Source organism: Streptomonospora sediminis (genome assembly GCF_054778995.1).
In genome coordinates, this window is sequence record NZ_BAAGYZ010000066.1 from 1 (window position 1) to 16,597 (window position 16,597).

Consider the following 16,597-nt stretch of genomic DNA (forward strand, 5'->3'; position numbering starts at 1 on the left):
CGGCGCCCGGCCCGGGTCCGGGGCCGGGCACCGGTGCCGCGTGCTCGACCGGGTGCTCGGCGGGCGGCGCGGGTGCGGCCGGGTCCTGTGCCGGGTCCGGACCGGGCGCAGGCGGCTGCGCGGCGGGGGTCGTCCCGGCGGTCGGAGCGCCGCCGGCGGGATCGCGGCGGCCCAGCAACCGCATCAGCAAGTCGGCCGAGGTGGGCCGCTGCGCCGGATCCTTGGCCAAGCAGCGCCCGGCGATGGAGCGCCAAGGCTCCGCAACGGCGGCCAGATCCGGATCGGCCGACATGACCTGGTGGATGACGGCGGGGACCGAGTCGCCGGAGAATGGGGCGCGCCCGGTGGCCGCGAACACCATCACCGCTCCCCAGGCGAAGATGTCCATGGCCGGATGCACGGCCTGGCCGTCGATCTGTTCGGGCGCCATGTAACCGGGCGTGCCGATGGCCGACTGCGTCTGCGAGCGGGTCACGTCGCCGGTCTGGGAGATCCCGAAGTCGATGACCCGCGGCCCCTCCGGCGCCAGCAGCACGTTGGCGGGTTTGAAGTCGCGGTGCACGATGCCCGCTTCGTGCACGGCCACCAGCGCGGTCGCGGTGGCGACGGCCAAGCGGTGCAGCTCGGTTCCCGAGCGCGGCCCGTTGCGTTCGACCTCCTCTTTCAGCGACGGGCCCGGCACGTACTCGCTGACGATGTAGGGCTGTTCGATGTCGAAGGCGGCGTCGAGGACCTGCGCGGTGCAGAAGGACGCCACTCGCCGGGCCGACTGCGCCTCGCGCTCGAACCGCCGCCGAAAGTTCGGGTCGTCCGCCCACTCGTGGCCGAGCACCTTGACCGCAACGGCGGTGCCGTCGGGCGCGATACCCGCATAGACGATGCCCTGGCCGCCCTGTCCCAGTCGGCCCGTCAGCCGGTACCCGCCCACACTCGCGGGATCGCCTGTCTGCAATGGCCGGCCTGCCGGCATCCGTCCCCCTCGTGGCTGCTCTGAACGCCGCACGGCGGTATCCGCCCGCCGGGGCCCACCCATCCATCGCCGCCCGTCCCCCGGACGCCGACCGCGGCCGTCGGAGCCGGCGCCGCACCTGCACCGACCCAACTCCGCTGCGGTGCATAAGACGCACTATGTCCGATTCCGGTTTCGTTGGGCACCGGATGTTACGTGATCGATGCCGGGTCCGGTGTCCAAGTACCCCTCGGCGAAGCAGACCGCAACCGGGCCGCGGCGCGGCGCGGCGTTGTGCTGAAAGTGCTGCCTACCACTGGTTCATGCGGTTCCCTGCAGTCATGCATGCGTGCACGCTATGGTGCCCGCCATGGGCGAGATGACCGCGATCCGGATAGGCGGCCTGCCCGCCGAGGCGGTCGAAACCCTCCGGGCCCGAGCCGCGGACACGGGGCGGTCGCTGAACGCGTATTTGCGCGAACTGATCGTGGAAGAGGCGGCCCTCCCGGAACCCGCCGAAACCATGGAACGGATCGCATCCGACGAGCCCGTCCACTACTCGCCGGAAGACCTGCGGAAGTTCCGGGCGGACGGGCGCCGATGAGCGGGTCCCACCGCGACTCTCCCCGGTCGGCTCAACCCACGATCGGGCGCTCCTCCGGGAGGTCGTAGAGCCGCACCTGGCCGCGCAGGGCAAGGGCCGAAGCCAGGGTGATCGGGCCGATCCGGCCGACGAACATCAGAAAGACCAGGATCAGCTCGCCCGGCACCGGCAGGTCGGCGGTGATACCGGTCGACAGGCCCACGGTCGAGAACGCCGAGATCGCCTCGAAGAGCACCTCGTCCAGCGTGAACGGGGTTATCACGAGCAGGCAGAAGGTGGCCGTGAACACCAGGCCGATGGCCAGCGTCAGCACCGTCACCGCCTGCTCCGCCACCCCCGACGCCAGGCGGCGGCCCGCGATGTGCACGCTCGACTCGCCGCGGATGTTGGTGTAGATGATGAACGCCAGCAGTGCGAACGTGGTCACCTTAATGCCGCCGGCCGTGCCTGCGCTGCCGCCGCCGATGAGCATCAGCATGTCCGTGGCCAGCAGGGTCTGCGGGTTCATCTCGCCGAACGGCAGCGAGTTGAACCCGGCGGTGCGCGGCATCACGCCCTGGAAGACCCCGGCGATCAGCTTGCCGCCGGTGTCCATGCGCCCCATCGTCTGCGGGTTGTTCCACTCCAGCACCGTATAGACAGCGACCCCGGCCGCCAGCAGCACCGCCGTGGTGACCAGCGTGAGCTTGGCGTGCAGCGACCAGGCCAGGCGTTCGCGGCGGGTGCGGCGGGAGTGGCGCCACAGCTCCAGCCACACCGGGAAACCGAGGCCGCCGGCGACCACCGCGGCGGCGATCGGCAGCGAGATCCACGGGTCGGCCGCGAAGCCTTCCAAACTGTCGGAGTACAGCGCGAACCCGGCGTTGTTGAACGCCGAGACCGCGTGGAAGACACCGAGCCGCACCGCCTGGCCCGCCGACTCGCCGTACCCGGCCCAGAACCGCGCGGTGAGCACCGCGGCCAGCGTGACCTCGAAAGCAAGGCTGACGAGCACGATCCCCTTGACCAGCTGGCGGACCTCGCCCAGCGACAGGCTCCGGGTCTCGGAACTGGCGCGCACCTGCATGGACAGCCGCATCTTGCGGGTGACCACCAGGCTCAGCACGGTCGCCAGCGACATGATCCCCAACCCGCCGATCTGGATCAGGCCCAGGATCACCCATTCGCCCAAACCCGACCAGTAGGCCGGGGTGTCGACCACGATCAGACCGGTCACACACACCGCCGAGGTCGCGGTGAACAAGGCCGTGACGAACCCGGCGCTGACACCCTCCTCGGTCGCCGCCGGCAGCGCGAGCAGCGCGGTCCCCAGCGCGATCGCGGCACCGAAGGCTCCGGCCGTCAGCTGCGGCGGCTTGCCCCACGACGCCAAGCGGCGCAGGCCCAGCTCCATCGCCAGTTGCCGGCGCCTGCGCCAGCGCGCCCACCGCGACCGGCCGCCCGCCTCGGACCGGCGCCCCCTGACCGGAGTCCCCAACTGGTCTCTCCCTGCGCGTTCGCACTGCCTCCTGACACAACCGCCCCGCAGCGGAATCCGCCCGCCGCGGCTTGGGCTCCACACCGCCACGCGGCCCGCCGGAGCGTTAGGGTTGCCAACGCCCGGTCGGGCGGCCCTGCCCCCGTGGAAACGGATGCCGCAGGACAAACTAAACCACCCGTGAGCGGGGCCGCAGACGGCGGCGGGCCGCTGGGCGTGGCGTACCGCGCGCCGGCCCGCCCCACGCGGGTAGACCGTCGGAGAAGCGGCGGCGCGGCGGCCGGCCGCGCAGAGACAGCCGAAGCACCGGACGAAGCACCGGACACACACCAGCACGAGGGGAGATCCGACCCATGCCTGGACGCTACGGGGGACAGGAGCGCCGCCAGGGCCACGGACGCCCGGAGCGGCGCGGCGGCCCGGGCGGCGGCGGAGGCGGCCGCCGCGACGAGCCCGAAATCCGCGGCCGCCGCGACGACGCACGCCTGGCCGAGGAACTGCGCAAGATGGACGGGTCCTCCTACGGCCGCTACAAGTCCCTCACCGGCGACTGGACCTTCCCCGACTTCACCCTGACCATCGAGCGCGTACAGTCCGACCCCTTTGCGCCGCCGTCCCGCGTGGCCGTGCGCATGCCCGCCGACGTCGCCGCCCTGCCCGACTCCGCCTGGCACTCGCCGGTGCGGCGCCGGGCCACCGCCGACTACCTGGTGCGCCGCGCCTACCGCGAACTCAAGGGCGCCCGGCTGCGCATCGACGCCGGCGGCCAAGAGGTGCTCGACCGCGCCGCCTGCCAGATCCGCGACGGCGAGGTGCTGCTGCGGCTGGGCATCGAACTGCCCGGCCACGGGCGCCGCATCGACGGCCGCACCGCCGAGCGCGAACTGTGCGAACTGCTGCCCGACATGGTCGACGCGCTGCGCTGGCCCGAACTGGACGAGGCCGAGGCCGGCGCCTTCGCCGACACCGTCGAGGACACCTGCGCTCTGCGCGACCGGCTGGCCGGGCTCGGCCTGGTGGCCTTTGTCGCCGACGGCTCGGTGCTGCCGCGCCGCAGCGGTGTCAGCGACCTGCCCATGCAGGGCACCGCGGTCCCCTTCCGCTCGCCCGAGAGCCTGCGCACCACCGTCGAGCTGCCCCACTCCGGCGAGGTCAGCGGGCTCGGCATCCCCGAAGGCATCACCCTCATCGTCGGCGGCGGTTTCCACGGCAAATCCACCCTGCTGCACGCCCTGGAACGCGGCGTCTACGACCACGTGCCCGGCGACGGGCGCGAGCTGGTGGTCTCCCGCGCCGACGCCGTCAAGATCCGCGCCGAAGAGGGCCGCCACGTCGAGCGCACCGACGTCAGCGCGTTCGTGCGCAACCTGCCCACCGGCGCCGACACCTCCGACTTCTCCACCGAGAACGCCTCGGGCTCCACTTCGCAGGCCGCCAACATCGCCGAAGCACTGGAAGCCGGCTCGCGCACCCTGCTCATCGACGAGGACACCACGGCTACCAACCTGATGATCCGCGACGCGCGGATGCAGCGCCTCGTGCACGGCGACCGCGAGCCGCTGACCCCGTTCGTGGACCTGGTGCGCCCGCTGCGGAAGGGCCACCAGGTCTCCACCGTGCTGGTGATGGGCGGCAGCGGCGACTACTTCGACGTCGCCGACCAGGTGATCATGCTCGACGGCTACCGCCCCTACGACGTCACCGAGCGCGCCCGCGAACTGGCCGCCGCCCGCACCGACGCCGACTTCGCCGCACCCGCCCGGCGCGTGGTCGACGCCCGCTCCGTGGACGCCACCGCGCGCGGCCGGTCCCGGATCAAACGCCGCGACATGGACGTGCTGACGTTCGGCGAAAACGACGTGGACGTGCGCAACCTGGCGCAACTGGTCGACCCCGGCCAGATCATCGGTGTGGGCTTGGCCATGCGGCTGCTCGCCGAGGGCGGCCTGCTCGACGGCGACCGGACCTTGGGCGAGGCGCTGGATGCGCTGGAGGAGCGGCTGGGCGACGACGGCGTCACAGCGCTCGGCCGGGGCTATGCGGGCGACTACGTGCTGCCGCGGCGCTACGAGATCGCCGGCGCCCTGAACCGGCTGCGCAGCCTGCGGGTACTGCGTTCGGGCCACCCCGGCTAAATGGGCCCGCCCCGATGGCGGACCCGCGCGTGCCGGATCCGGCGGAGGCGGCGGCCGCCGTCCGGAATTGGGGGCGCGCCCAGCTTGCTGGACTATTCTGGAATACATCCACCCGCGCGTTACACCGCCGCGCGTTCCAGTCACTCCGTGTGCGAATGGAGACTCTTCCAGGTGCGTGACCACGCTGACCTTTACCAGCTCCGTCCCGGTGCCGACGAAACCACCGCGACGGCCATGCTGGTCGTTCTCGACGGGTTCGTGGACGCCGGGACGGTCGGCCGCCAGGCCGTCGACGCGCTCTTTGCCGCGTTCGACGCCCAGGAGGTCGCCGCCTTCGACGCCGACCGGCTGATCGACCACCGCTCCCGCCGGCCCGTCATGACCTTCGTCGAGAACGCCTACACCGAGTACACGCCGCCCAAGCTGTCGCTGTACCGCATGCACGACAGCGAGAACACCCCGTTCCTGCTGCTGCACGGTCTCGAACCCGACCACGAGTGGGAGGCGTTCGCCGCGGCGGTGCGCGACCTCATCGAGCGGTTCTCGGTCACCCTGACCGTGGGCGTGCACGGCATCCCCATGGCGGTACCCCACACCCGCCCGGCCACCGCCACCGCCCACGCCACCCGCGCCGAGCTGGTGTCCGACCACACCCCCTGGGTCGGCCAGGTCAGCGTGCCCGCCAGCGCCGCGGCTCTGCTCGAACTGCGCCTGGGCGAATCCGGGCACGACGCGCTCGGCTATGCCGTCCACGTGCCCAGCTATCTGTCGCAGTCGGAGTACCCGCGTGCGGCGATCGCGGCGCTGGACTACGTCGCCGGCGCCACCGGCCTGGCCCTTCCGGGCGCCAGCCTGGAGGCGACCGCACTGCGTACCGACGCCGAGATCGAGGAGCAGGTCCAGGCCTCCGACGAGGTGCAGCGGGTCGTGGCCAACCTGGAGCAGCAGTACGACGAGTTCATGGCGGCCCGCGAGAACGCCGGCGAGTCCGGCGCCGACCGCCCGCTGTTCGGCGAAGACGGCGGCGACCTGCCCACCGCCGACGAGCTCGGCGCCGAACTGGAGCGCTACCTGGCCGACCGCGAACACGGCGACGGCTGACCGCTGCGGCGCGGTGCCGTGGCCGCCGCGCCGCAGCGGACCCGCCGTGTGCCCTGCAACCCCATCCGAACGGCGCCGCCCCGGCAGGGGCAGGCGCCCGCAACCGCAGTCGAATCCGGGAATCCCGTGCTCTACCAGTTCCTCTTCTCCGCAGTGCTGCGGCGCACCGACGCCGAATCCATCCACCGGTTGAGCTTTGCCGCACTGCGCGGCATCGCAGCGGTGCCCGGCGCCGCCGATGCCATGCGCGGGATCCTCGCCCCCCGCCGGCCCGAACTCGCAGTGCGGGCCTTCGGCCGCGAACTGCCGGGTCCGCTGGGCATGGCGGCCGGGTTCGACAAGAACGCCGAGGGTGTCACCGGACTCACCGCCCTCGGGTTCGGCCACGTCGAGGTCGGCACCGTCACCGCCCACCCGCAGCCGGGCAACCCCAAACCGCGCCTGTTCCGGCTGACCGCCGACTCGGCGATCGTCAACCGCATGGGCTTCAACAACCTCGGCTCGGTCGTGGCAGCCGACCACCTGCGCGAACTGCGCTCGCGCCGCGGCGGGCACCGCCCTGTCGTCGGCGCCAACATCGGCAAGACCAAGTCGGTCCCCGAATCCGAGGCCGCCGCCGACTATGTCGCGGGCGCTCGCCGCCTTGCCCCCTTCGCCGACTACCTGGTGGCCAACGTCAGCTCGCCGAACACGCCCGGGCTGCGCGACCTGCAGGCCGTGGAACGGCTGCGGCCGCTGCTGGCCGCGGTCCGCGCCGCCTTGGACGAGGACGGCCGCACGGCCATGCCGCTGCTGGTAAAGATCGCCCCCGACCTCGCCGACTCCGACATCGACGCCGTCGCCGACCTCGCCGTCGAGCTTGGCCTGGACGGGATCGTCGCCACCAACACCACGGTCTCGCGCGAAGGCCTGCGCAGCCCGGCCGGCGAGGTCGCCGCGGCCGGCAGCGGCGGCCTGTCCGGCGCCCCGCTGCGCGCCCGCTCGCTGGAGGTGCTGCGCCGCCTGCGGGCCCGCGCCGGCGACCGGCTGCTGCTGATCGCGGTCGGCGGTATCGCCACCCCCGAGGACGCCTGGGCGCGCATCCGAGCGGGTGCCACTCTCGTGCAGGGCTACACCGGCCTCATCTACGGCGGGCCGCTGTGGCCCCGCCGCATGCACCGCGGTCTGGCCCGGCTGGTCCGCGCCGCAGGCTACGCATCGGTGGCCGAAGCGGTCGGCGCCGACGCCCCCGCCTGTGCCGCGGCCGGCTGATTCCGCCGCTGCGGCCGCCCCGGCGGATCAGGGGCAGCCGGCCAGCCGGATGCATTCGGTGTTGGCCGCCGGGTCGGCGCTGTAGTAAAGGCCGCCCGGCTCGGTGCGTCCAAGCAGGTCGGAGACCGTTACCAGGGTGTAGCCCTGCGAGTCGAAGTACTCCAGGATCCGCGGCAGCGCCGCGACCGTGGCCTTCTCGCCGTCGTGCATCAGCACCAGGCCGTTGGGCGGCGTCTCGGAGGTCACGTTGGCGGTGATCTGCGCGGCGCTGATTCCGGTCCAGTCGCGGGAGTCGGTATCCCAGATAACCTGCGTCTGGCCGTGTTCGGCCGCGGCAGTGGCGACCGATTCGTCGGTGTCGCCGAACGGCGGGCGGACGAGGCCCACCGGCACCCCGATTTCGCGGCGGATCAGCGCGTCAACGGCCGCCAGCTCCGCCTCCAGCTCCGAGCGGCGCAGCTCCGGGAAGGACTCGTGGGTCTCGCCGTGGCTGCCGATCTCGTGGCCTTGGGCCCACGCGCGGCCCACCGGCTGCGGCCGGTTGCGGATGGCGTTGCCCGACAGGAAGAACGTGGCCGGCGCGCCGTGTTCGGCGAGCACGTCCAGCAGTTCGCCGGTGCGCTTGCCGGGCCCGTCGTCGAACGTCAGCGCCACGCACGTGGTTTCGGTCCCGCACTTGTGGTCGGGGCCGCCGTGGCTTGACCCGGGGACGTCGGGGATGCCGGGGTCGTCTGCAGCGCCGCCGTCGGGCGGGGAATCCACGGAGAACGCCCGCGGTCGCCGCTGCGAGGCCGACAGCGCGCGCTCGCCCAGATCGGACAGGAGCGGCCGGGCGTCGGCGGCGGCGATGACGGCGGTGGTGCGGCCTGCGCCGATGGGTGCCGCCTTGCCCGCGTCGAACTCCACGAGCAGGTCGCCGTCGCCGTTGAACCCGATGGAGTCGTAGAGCCGGAACCCGGGGTGCAGGGCCGCCGGCTCGCTCCGGGGGGCCGTCAGCGCCGCAGCGGCCATCCGGTCCAGCTTCTGCAGTTCGGTGTCGCCCGCCAGCAGCTCGGTGGAGTACGCCAGGCGGCCGGTGCGGGTGTCGTAGTAGTAGGTGGAGTAGGAGTCGTGGCTGCCGCGGTGGTCGGTCTCGGTGCGGGTGAGCCGCACGCCGACCAGTCCGCTGCCCGCAGCGGTCAGCTCCCAGTCGGCCTCCAGCCGTTCGGCGGTTTCCACGGCGTTGCGGAAGTCGGCCGCCTCGCGCTCCAGGATCTCGGTGAGGCGCTCGGTGAGCCGGCCGGCGTTGGGGATCTCGGGCACCGTCGCGCGGACGGTGAGGCCGCCGCCGCTCAGGTCGCCGCCGATGCTGCGCTCGCCGAGGCCGGGCAGGTTCTCGGCGGCAAACGAGGTGAACTGCGTGGGCGGGGGAGCGGGCAGCGCCAGCGCGTTGCAGCCGGTCGCGGCGGCCAGCGCAGCCGCGCATACCAGCAGCTTGGCGCGCCGGGCGGTGCCGGACCGGCGGGGGAGCGGGGCGGGGGTGTTCGGTGCGGCGCAGACGGGGGAGGGGGACATGCGCCGGGGTCCTTCCACGTGTCCGGGCGGCCCGGCACGCGCCCGGACAAGGGCGCCGAACAGGCTGCGCCGCCGCCGGGTCCGGGCTGTGCGCCGGATTCTTCCCCAGAAACGTAGAACACCCGGTCGGCGCGCAGAACAGCAAGCCGCCAACTGACCACATCAGGTCAATGGACCGGCAGCGGGCAACGCGGCGCGCACGACCGCGTCCCGGGCCAGCGGGGTTACCGGGGAGCCAGCGGCAGCGCGGAGTAGTCCAGTTCGGCGCCCAGCAGCGGGCCGGCCAGGTGGGAGGAACGTATCCGCACACCGGTGACCCGGTCGGCCAGCGCCAGCACCGCGGCTCCGGGGTCGGTGTCGGGGGCGGCACCGCCGAGTCCGACGGCGTTCATATGGGTGTCGAGCGTGTCGGGGCGGGTACCCCGGCGCACCCGCGGAGCGCGGGCGTCGAAGAAGGTCTGCAGTACGCCGTCGATTACCCAGCGGAACTCGTAGCGGTGGTCCATCAGCACCCGCACCGACACGAGTTCGGTCTCGGCCGAAAGCGTGCGGTAGCACTCGGGCCGGGTGACCCGGCAACCCGTGGGCTCGACGATGACGGTCCAACCGCCCACCGACAGCGCGTGGACGGTCATCGGGGGGCGGCCCTCGGTGCACAGGGCGGCTTCGACGGCCTCGGCGATGGGCAGTAGACGCAGGTCGCGTTCAGCGACGCCGAGCCGGCCCAGTGCGGTGGCCTTGCTGAGTCCTCGGACGTAGGAGAGGCAGTACGCTTCGGCGAGGTCCGGCTGGGTTTCCCGCAACCAGGCATAGTCGCGGGCCAACGCAACGGCCATCGAAATTCCCTTCACATCCACGGGGCACGCTGTGGCTGCTCTCATCGTCGGGAACGGCCGCCCTTTACCATCGCGTTCCCCCAGGGCCGCCTGGCAAGCGGCCGGTTGAGGACACGAATAGGGCGGTTGGGCGGCCCTTGCGCGGGTAACCGGGTATCCGGCGAAGTGTGTCCCTGCACCACGGCGCACACCCTACGCGCGAGCGCGGGGTGCCCCGCACTTGGGACACCCCGCGCCCGGATGATCCGCGTCGCACTGTACGTGACCGCCGCCGATCGCAAAAGCCCAGGTGGCGCCGGTGGTCAGTCCGACTTCTCGGTCGAGGGCGAGGGCGAGGGCTCCGGTGGGTAGCCGTCGATGTACTCCTCGCCGGGCTCGGTCTCGCTGAGCAGTTGCGACACCGTGACCATGGTGTAACCCTTCTCGGTCAGCCGCTCCAGGATGTCGGGTACGGCGTCGATGGTGCTGCTGTGGATGTCGTGCATCAGCACGATGGATCCGGGCTTGGCACGCTCCACCGCCCGGTCGCTCACGACCTCCGGATCGTGGTCGCGCCAGTCGTTGGTGTCGATGCTCCACAGGATCTGCGCCTGCCCCAGCTCCTCGGTGACCTTGGCGACGGCGTTGTTGGTGGCTCCGTAGGGCGGGCGCATCACGTCCATGCTCAGCCCGGTCTCGCGGCGCACCAGGCCGTTGACCGTGGTCAGCTCCTCCAGAGTGCCGTCGTCGCTCAGCGAGGTGAGGTCGGGGTGGTGCACGGTGTGGTTGCCCAGTTCGTGCCCCTCGGCGTACTCGCGGCGCACGGTCTCGGGGTACTCGCGCACCGGGGTCCCCGTGACGAAGAATGTCGCCTTGGCGTCGTGCTCGGCCAGGGCGTCCAACAGCTCCGGCGTGCGCGGGCCGGGGCCGTCGTCGAAGGTCAGCGCGATGCACTTGGAGTCGGCGGCGCGGCAGTCGACCTTCTCGCCGTCGGTGCCGGTGGCGAACATGCCCGGCACGCTGCCCTCGGCCGGGCCGCCCTTGGGAGCGGCCGCCTTGTCGATACTGAACTTGGGCGTGACCACCACGGCGGCCGACTGCGCGCGCTTTCCGAACGGGGAAAGCAGCGGATCGGCGTCCTTCTTGGGCACCACCGCGTGGATGCGGCCGGCCTTGGCGGGTGCGATCTGGCCCTCGTTGAACTCCACCACCAGGTCGCCGTCGGGGTTGAACCCGATGGAGTCGTAGAGCTTGGCGATGGGGTGCAGCTTGGTGGTGTCGGCGTCGCCGTCCTTGAGTTGCTTCTTGACCAGCGAGTCGAGCTTTTCCAGCTCCTGCTGGCCGGCGAGCAGCTCGCTGGAGTACGCGGTGTGTCCGGACTCTGTGTTGTACCAGTAGGTGGAGTAGCCGGTGCGCTCGCCGTCGCCGTCCTTCTCGTGCTGGGTGAGCCGGACCGCCATCACGTTGCCGCCGGCCACGCTGACCTCCCAGTCGACGGTGTAGGACTTCGCGCCCGCCGCGGCTTCGGCGAAGTCCTGCGCCCCTTGCTCGCTGACCTCGGCGAGCCGGTCGGCGAACGGGCCGGCCTTGGGGATCCGCGGGTAGGCGAGCTCGACGTCGACGCCGCCGTCGATGTCCTCGGTCGAGGTCTCCTCCTTCAGGCCGGAGATCCGGTCGGCGTCGACGGCGGTCAGCTCATCGTCCTTGCCAGTGGCGGGTGTCGGCTGGGGAGACCCCCCGGACGATGCAGGGTCCGTGCCGCCTCCCGTGCAGGCAGTGAGCGTTAGCAGTGCCAGCGCAGCCGCTGCGGAGGCGGCGCGCAGCGCCACCGAACGGCGGGGCGAGGTCTCAAGGGCCGGGGTACGGGACGACGGGTGCGGGCCGACGGGCTGGTGCTTCAACGGATGAGCGTCCTTCAATGGTCTGAATACGGGTGCCGGTGACTCTGTCGCCCTAGGAATCCGCGCAGGTTCTGCGAATGATATTGCAATTCGGACACGGTCCATCGGTCGAGCGTAGAACGCGGAATGGAAGCGCAGGCAACACGGAGCGTAATGAAGCTGGCAACAACCGCACAAGGTTCGCCAATGGGTCCGCAGCGTGGCACAAGACGCACAGGGGCATGGCGGGGCCTCGTCGGCTCTGGCGGGCACCCGGGCGCTCCGTGGGCAGGAGGCGCCCTCCGGCGCTCGTGACGGACTCGTCTATAGTTGCAGCCGCGGTTGGTACACGCACGGCCTGCTGTGCGTGTCGCAAGAGGGAACCCGGTGCGAATCCGGGACTGCCCCGCAGCGGTAAGTGGGAACGAAAGCCGCCAACGGCACTGGGCGCCGAGCCTGGGAAGCCGCGGCCGGTAGGAGGAGCGGTCCGACAGGGCCGCGCCGTGCCCGCAAGTCCGAATACCTGCCACCGCCCGCGAGCGCGGATGCGCCCGCGGTGGTCCGTGCGCCTCGAGGGAGGGCCAGGGCGGTGGCCTGCTCGTTCGGGCACCTCTCCCGCGGCCGCGGATCGTCGGGCTTATCGACGAGGGAGAGAACAAGCCATGCGATACGGCCACAACGCGGCCCAGGGCGGTGCCGCCCGATGAACACGACCGTCCACGGGTATCCGCGCATCGGACCCGACCGCGAACTGAAGCGGGCCTGCGAGTCCTACTGGGCCGGCGACAGCACCGCCGCCGACCTCGACGCGGTTGCGGCGCGGCTGCGCCGCGGCACCTGGGAGTCGCTGCACGGCGCCGGTATCGGCACCGTGCCCTCCAACACCTTCTCCTACTACGACCACATCCTCGACACCGCGGCTCTGTTCGGCCTGGTGCCCGAGCGCTTCCGGGCGCTGGTCGAGGGCGCGCACGACCGCGAGTCCGAACTCGCGGCCTACTTCGCGATGGCACGCGGCACCGGCGAGCTGCAGCCGCTGGAGATGACCAAGTGGTTCGACACCAACTACCACTACCTGGTCCCGGAGCTGTCGCCCGCTGACCGGCCCCGCCTGGCCGGCGGCAAGCCGCTGTCGGAGTACACCCAGGCCAAGGCGCTGGGCATCGACACCCGCCCGGTCCTGGTCGGTCCGCTGACGTTCCTGCTGCTGGCCAAGCCCGCCGCGGACGCGCCCGAGGGCTGGCGGCCGCTGGACCTGCTCGACGACCTGCTGGAGTGCTACGCCGAGCTGCTCGCACGGCTCTCGGCGGCCGGGGCCGGCTCCGTACAGCTCGACGAGCCGGTCCTGGCCGCCGACGAGGGCCGCGCGCGGACGGGCGCGCTGGAGCGCGCCTACACCTATCTGGGCGGCCTTGCAGCCCGGCCCGACCTGCTGGTCTCAACCTACTTCGGTGCGATCGGCACAGAGGCCCTGGAGGTGCTCAAGAACAGCGGTGCCGAGCAGATCGGGCTGGACCTGGTCAGCGGCCCCGAGGGGGTCGGCGAACTGGCCCGGGTCTCGGGCCTGGGCGACAAGACCCTGGTGGCGGGCATCGTCGACGGGCGCAACGTTTGGCGCGCCGACATCCCCGCCAAACTGTCGACACTGGGATCCCTGCTGGGTCTGGCGGGCGAAGTGGTGGTGAGCACGTCGTGCTCGCTGCTGCACGTGCCCATCGACCTGGACGCCGAACCCGGCATGGACCCGCTGCTGCGCGAGCGCCTGGCGTTCGCCCGCCAGAAGGCCGACGAGGTCGTGCTGCTCGGCAGGGCGCTGCGCGGCGACCCCGTCGGCCCCCAGCTGCGGGCGGCGGCACGGGCCGGCTCGCCCGCGTCTTTTGCCAATCCCCGGGTGCGCGCCCGCCTGGAGGCGCTGGGTGCGCAGATTAGGCGCGTGGGCGACGGCCGGCGCACCGCGGCAGGCAAGGAGCCCGACCTGGCCACGACCACCATCGGCTCCTTCCCGCAGACGGCCGAGGTGCGGCGCACCCGCGCCGAGCACCGGGCCGGGCGCATCACCGATGCCGAATACCAGCGGCTGATGCGCGCCGAGGTCGACCGGGTCATCGCGCTCCAGGAGGACATCGGCCTGGACGTGCTGGTGCACGGCGAGCCCGAGCGCAACGACATGGTGCAGTACTTCGCCGAGCGGCTCGACGGCTACACCACCACCGCCAACGGCTGGGTGCAGTCCTACGGGTCGCGGTGCGTGCGCCCGCCGATCCTCTACGGCGATGTGTCGCGCCCTGCGCCGATGACGGTGGAGTGGATCACCTACGCCCAGTCGCGTACCGACAAGCCCGTAAAGGGCATGCTCACCGGTCCGGTGACCATGCTGGCGTGGTCGTTCGTCCGCGACGACCAGCCGTTGGGCGAGACCGCCCGCCAGGTTGCGCTGGCGCTGCGGGACGAGATCGCCGATCTGGAGCGCGAGGGCATCCGGCACATCCAGGTCGACGAGGCTGCGCTGCGCGAGCTGCTGCCGCTGCGCGAGGAGCTGCGCTCGGCCTACCTGGACTGGGCCGTGGGCTCCTTCCGACTGGCGACTTCGGGCGTCGCGGCGAGCACCCGCATCCACACGCACATGTGCTACTCGGAGTTCGGCCGGATCGTCGGCGCGATCGAGGCCCTGGACGCCGATGTGACCAGTGTGGAGGCCGCACGGTCGCACATGGAGCTGGTCGACGACCTCGCCGCTTCGGGCTTCCGGCGCGGGATCGGGCCGGGCGTCTACGACATCCACTCGCCCCGGGTGCCTTCGGTCGAGGAGATCGAGGCGGCGCTGCGCAAGGCGCTGCGCGTGCTCTCGCCGGAGCAGCTGTGGGTCAACCCCGACTGCGGGTTGAAGACCCGCGGTTACGCCGAGGTGGAGCCGGCACTGCGCAACATGGTCGAGGCCGTGCGGCGGGTCCGCGCCGAGCCGGGCCGCTGAGCCCGCCGGGCCGGGGCGCCGTCCCCGGCCCGGACCTCCGCCGACCGCGCAACCGCGGGCAGGTCCGGCAGGCCCGCCGGCTTGCCGAAGCGCGGCACGCGGCTCGCAACCGGCGCGGGACATGAGCGGGACGCGAAAGGGGGTGCGGCCCGCGGGCCGCACCCCCTTTCGCCGATCCAATGCCGGTCCACCACTGCGACCGGCCGCCTACTAGCCGCCGATCGGGCTCAGCGACTCCTCGCCCAAGTCGTGCATCATCGACTCGACGTCGGAGAACTTCAGCGGGGCCGGGGTGTCCTCGCCGGCATTGAGGCCGGGGGAGAGGGTGTAGCGCACCTCGACGTTCATGTTGCCCTTGCGGATGAGCATCGTGGCCACGGAGTCCTGCGTGGTCAGCACCACCTCGGTGGAGAAGACCAGCACGGCCTCGTCGCCGAGGTCGGCCTCCTCCTCGTTGTGGACCGTGAGCTCGCTGTAGCTGTTGCTCTCGTCGGTGGCGTAGTCGACGTTGTTCTGGAACTCCTCCTTGGCGGCCTCAACGGAGTCTGACCCGGAGTAGGGGGTCTGGTAGGTGACCGAGAAACCGCCGTAGGTGTCGCCCTCGCCTTCGACGTACCAGTTGCAGGCCGAGGAGGCATCGGTCAGGTTCTTGCTGCCGTCCTGGATGCCGTGCTCGGAGAGCGTGTCCGACGAGAAGGCGCTGCACGGGTCCTCGGGCAGCGCGTAGGGCGCGCCGCTGTCGGCCGGCTCCGCCGGACCCCCGCTGGGAGTGTCGTCAGCGGAGGGCTGGGGCTGCGAGGGGCTCGCCGGCCCGGGTACGGGCGGCTCTTCGTCGGGCTGGCGCACCAGCACCACCAGCACGGCGATCACCAGCACCACGATGACCAGCCCGCCGCCGATGACGACGAACAGCCCGGCGTTGCTCTTCTTGGGCGGCGGGTAGCCGCCGCCCGGGTCCATCGGGCCGCCCGGCCCGGGGCCGTAGGGCGGCTGCCCGCCCGCGTACATCTGCTGCTCGGGCGGCGGCTGGAACTGGGGGCCGCCCTGCGGCTGCTGCGGACCGTATCCGGGAGGCGGAGGACCGTAACCGGGCTGGCCTCCGGTGGGATCACCGTAGGGACCGCCCTGCTGCTGGGGGTAGGGCTGTTGCGGACCCTGGTAAGGGCCGCCCCCGTAGGGCTGGCCCGGATGGGGCCCCGCCTGGTCGGGGCCGGGTTGGCCGTGGCCGCCGCCGTAGGGCGGCTGCTGCCCGCCGGGGCCGCCCTCTCCCCCCTCCGGGTACTGCGGAGGCTGTGTGTAGGGCCCGTTGTCGCTCATGACTCCCCTCGCGCCGGCTACGTACTGAATGCTTCCTACGACGCGCTTGGGCGCGTTCCTGGTTCCACCACCGTGCGGCCTTGCCGCGGCCGCCGCTTGCGGCCGGCGTGCCAGGCTCCGCATCCGGTTCCGGAACGTGTCCGGAACCCGTCGATGGAGCCCGCACCGTTGGCGCGGGTCGATCGCCGCCCCGGGCGCACCGCCGCCGCCCGGCTCCGCGCTGCGGCGGGCCGGGGGATCGGGGGCAGGAGCCGGGGATTGGCATCCTAACGTCCGATTCTGACCGGGTACGGGGCCGCGGTGGCTGCGGAGCCGCGGATCGTCACCGTATCGTCGTCGGAACGTACTCTTCCGTGCTCCGTACTGCGCGGATGTCCGCGCTGGCAGCAGGGCCGTGCCGCCGGGGCGCGCGGAACCGTCGGCGGGTCCGGTGCCGCGATCGTTGCGCGATCGAAATCGCCCGTTTTAGCGGGTCCGTTCGCGGCCGCGTGCAGCCGACTACGGTAGGAAGCGCCCGCTGCCTGTCTTCGTCCGCCGTCCTAC

Annotated in this window: 11 protein-coding genes and 1 riboswitch; of the genes, 5 read left to right on the forward strand and 6 right to left on the reverse strand. The window is 72.2% G+C overall.

All coding sequences use genetic code 11. The features are described from left to right. Positions 1–928, reverse strand: a 928-nt coding sequence (locus ACYVD5_RS12765) for a serine/threonine-protein kinase (protein ID WP_461001217.1), incomplete at its 3' end; no start/stop codon positions are given. Between the two features lie 391 nt (positions 929–1,319). On the opposite strand from ACYVD5_RS12765, the gene ACYVD5_RS12770 reads away from it, so the two are divergent. Next, positions 1,320–1,553 (forward strand): FitA-like ribbon-helix-helix domain-containing protein, encoded by a 234-nt coding sequence (locus tag ACYVD5_RS12770; protein WP_461001218.1) that lies wholly within the window; start codon positions 1,320–1,322, stop codon positions 1,551–1,553. A gap of 31 nt (positions 1,554–1,584) precedes the next feature. Here ACYVD5_RS12770 and ACYVD5_RS12775 read toward each other — a convergent pair whose 3' ends face one another. Then, positions 1,585–2,946 (reverse strand): TrkH family potassium uptake protein, encoded by a 1,362-nt coding sequence (locus ACYVD5_RS12775; RefSeq protein WP_461001289.1) that lies wholly within the window; start codon positions 2,944–2,946, stop codon positions 1,585–1,587. Between the two features lie 437 nt (positions 2,947–3,383). On the opposite strand from ACYVD5_RS12775, the gene ACYVD5_RS12780 reads away from it, so the two are divergent. From ACYVD5_RS12780 to ACYVD5_RS12790, 3 genes are all read left to right on the forward strand, one after another. After that, the gene (locus tag ACYVD5_RS12780; RefSeq protein ID WP_461001219.1) at positions 3,384–5,165 is read left to right on the forward strand and encodes an ABC-ATPase domain-containing protein; all 1,782 of its coding nucleotides are present in this window, start codon (positions 3,384–3,386) and stop codon (positions 5,163–5,165) included. Positions 5,166–5,336: 171 nt separating this feature from the next. Further along, on the forward strand, positions 5,337–6,266 hold the full coding sequence (locus ACYVD5_RS12785; protein WP_461001220.1) for a PAC2 family protein: 930 nt from the start codon (positions 5,337–5,339) through the stop codon (positions 6,264–6,266). Between the two features lie 126 nt (positions 6,267–6,392). Continuing rightward, positions 6,393–7,517, forward strand: a complete 1,125-nt coding sequence (locus ACYVD5_RS12790) for a quinone-dependent dihydroorotate dehydrogenase (RefSeq protein WP_461001221.1) — start codon at positions 6,393–6,395, stop codon at positions 7,515–7,517. A gap of 27 nt (positions 7,518–7,544) precedes the next feature. Here the strand turns inward: ACYVD5_RS12790 and ACYVD5_RS12795 are convergent, their stop codons facing one another. The 3 genes from ACYVD5_RS12795 to ACYVD5_RS12805 form a co-directional block, all read right to left on the reverse strand. After that, positions 7,545–9,071, reverse strand: a complete 1,527-nt coding sequence (locus ACYVD5_RS12795; RefSeq protein ID WP_461001222.1) for a polysaccharide deacetylase family protein — start codon at positions 9,069–9,071, stop codon at positions 7,545–7,547. A 224-nt stretch (positions 9,072–9,295) separates the two neighbouring features. Further along, positions 9,296–9,907, reverse strand: coding sequence for a DUF6461 domain-containing protein (locus tag ACYVD5_RS12800; protein WP_461001223.1), 612 nt, complete (start codon positions 9,905–9,907; stop codon positions 9,296–9,298). 302 nt (positions 9,908–10,209) lie between these two features. Then, positions 10,210–11,787, reverse strand: coding sequence for a polysaccharide deacetylase family protein (locus ACYVD5_RS12805; protein ID WP_461001224.1), 1,578 nt, complete (start codon positions 11,785–11,787; stop codon positions 10,210–10,212). Positions 11,788–12,091: 304 nt separating this feature from the next. Beyond that, a riboswitch (cobalamin riboswitch) is annotated at positions 12,092–12,311 on the forward strand. 158 nt (positions 12,312–12,469) lie between these two features. Here ACYVD5_RS12805 and metE point away from each other — a divergent pair. After that, a complete protein-coding gene (metE, locus tag ACYVD5_RS12810) occupies positions 12,470–14,737 on the forward strand; it encodes a 5-methyltetrahydropteroyltriglutamate--homocysteine S-methyltransferase (RefSeq protein ID WP_461001225.1) in 2,268 nt (755 codons plus the stop codon). Positions 14,738–14,947: 210 nt separating this feature from the next. Here the strand turns inward: metE and ACYVD5_RS12815 are convergent, their stop codons facing one another. Continuing rightward, positions 14,948–16,054 carry a DUF3558 domain-containing protein gene (locus ACYVD5_RS12815; protein ID WP_461001226.1) on the reverse strand — a complete coding sequence of 369 codons (1,107 nt, stop codon included), beginning with the start codon at positions 16,052–16,054 and terminating at the stop codon, positions 14,948–14,950. Positions 16,055–16,597 lie beyond the last annotated feature (543 nt).

Excerpts from the sequence above, each read along its gene's own strand:
- ACYVD5_RS12770 (WP_461001218.1), top strand. The coding sequence starts at position 1,320 with ATGGGCGAGATGACCGCGATCCGGATAGGCGGCCTGCCCGCCGAGGCG.
- ACYVD5_RS12775 (WP_461001289.1), bottom strand. The coding sequence starts at position 2,946 with ATGGAGCTGGGCCTGCGCCGCTTGGCGTCGTGGGGCAAGCCGCCGCAG.
- ACYVD5_RS12780 (WP_461001219.1), top strand. The coding sequence starts at position 3,384 with ATGCCTGGACGCTACGGGGGACAGGAGCGCCGCCAGGGCCACGGACGC.
- ACYVD5_RS12795 (WP_461001222.1), bottom strand. The coding sequence starts at position 9,071 with ATGTCCCCCTCCCCCGTCTGCGCCGCACCGAACACCCCCGCCCCGCTC.
- ACYVD5_RS12800 (WP_461001223.1), bottom strand. The coding sequence starts at position 9,907 with ATGGCCGTTGCGTTGGCCCGCGACTATGCCTGGTTGCGGGAAACCCAG.
- metE (WP_461001225.1), top strand. The coding sequence starts at position 12,470 with ATGAACACGACCGTCCACGGGTATCCGCGCATCGGACCCGACCGCGAA.
- ACYVD5_RS12815 (WP_461001226.1), bottom strand. The coding sequence starts at position 16,054 with ATGAGCGACAACGGGCCCTACACACAGCCTCCGCAGTACCCGGAGGGG.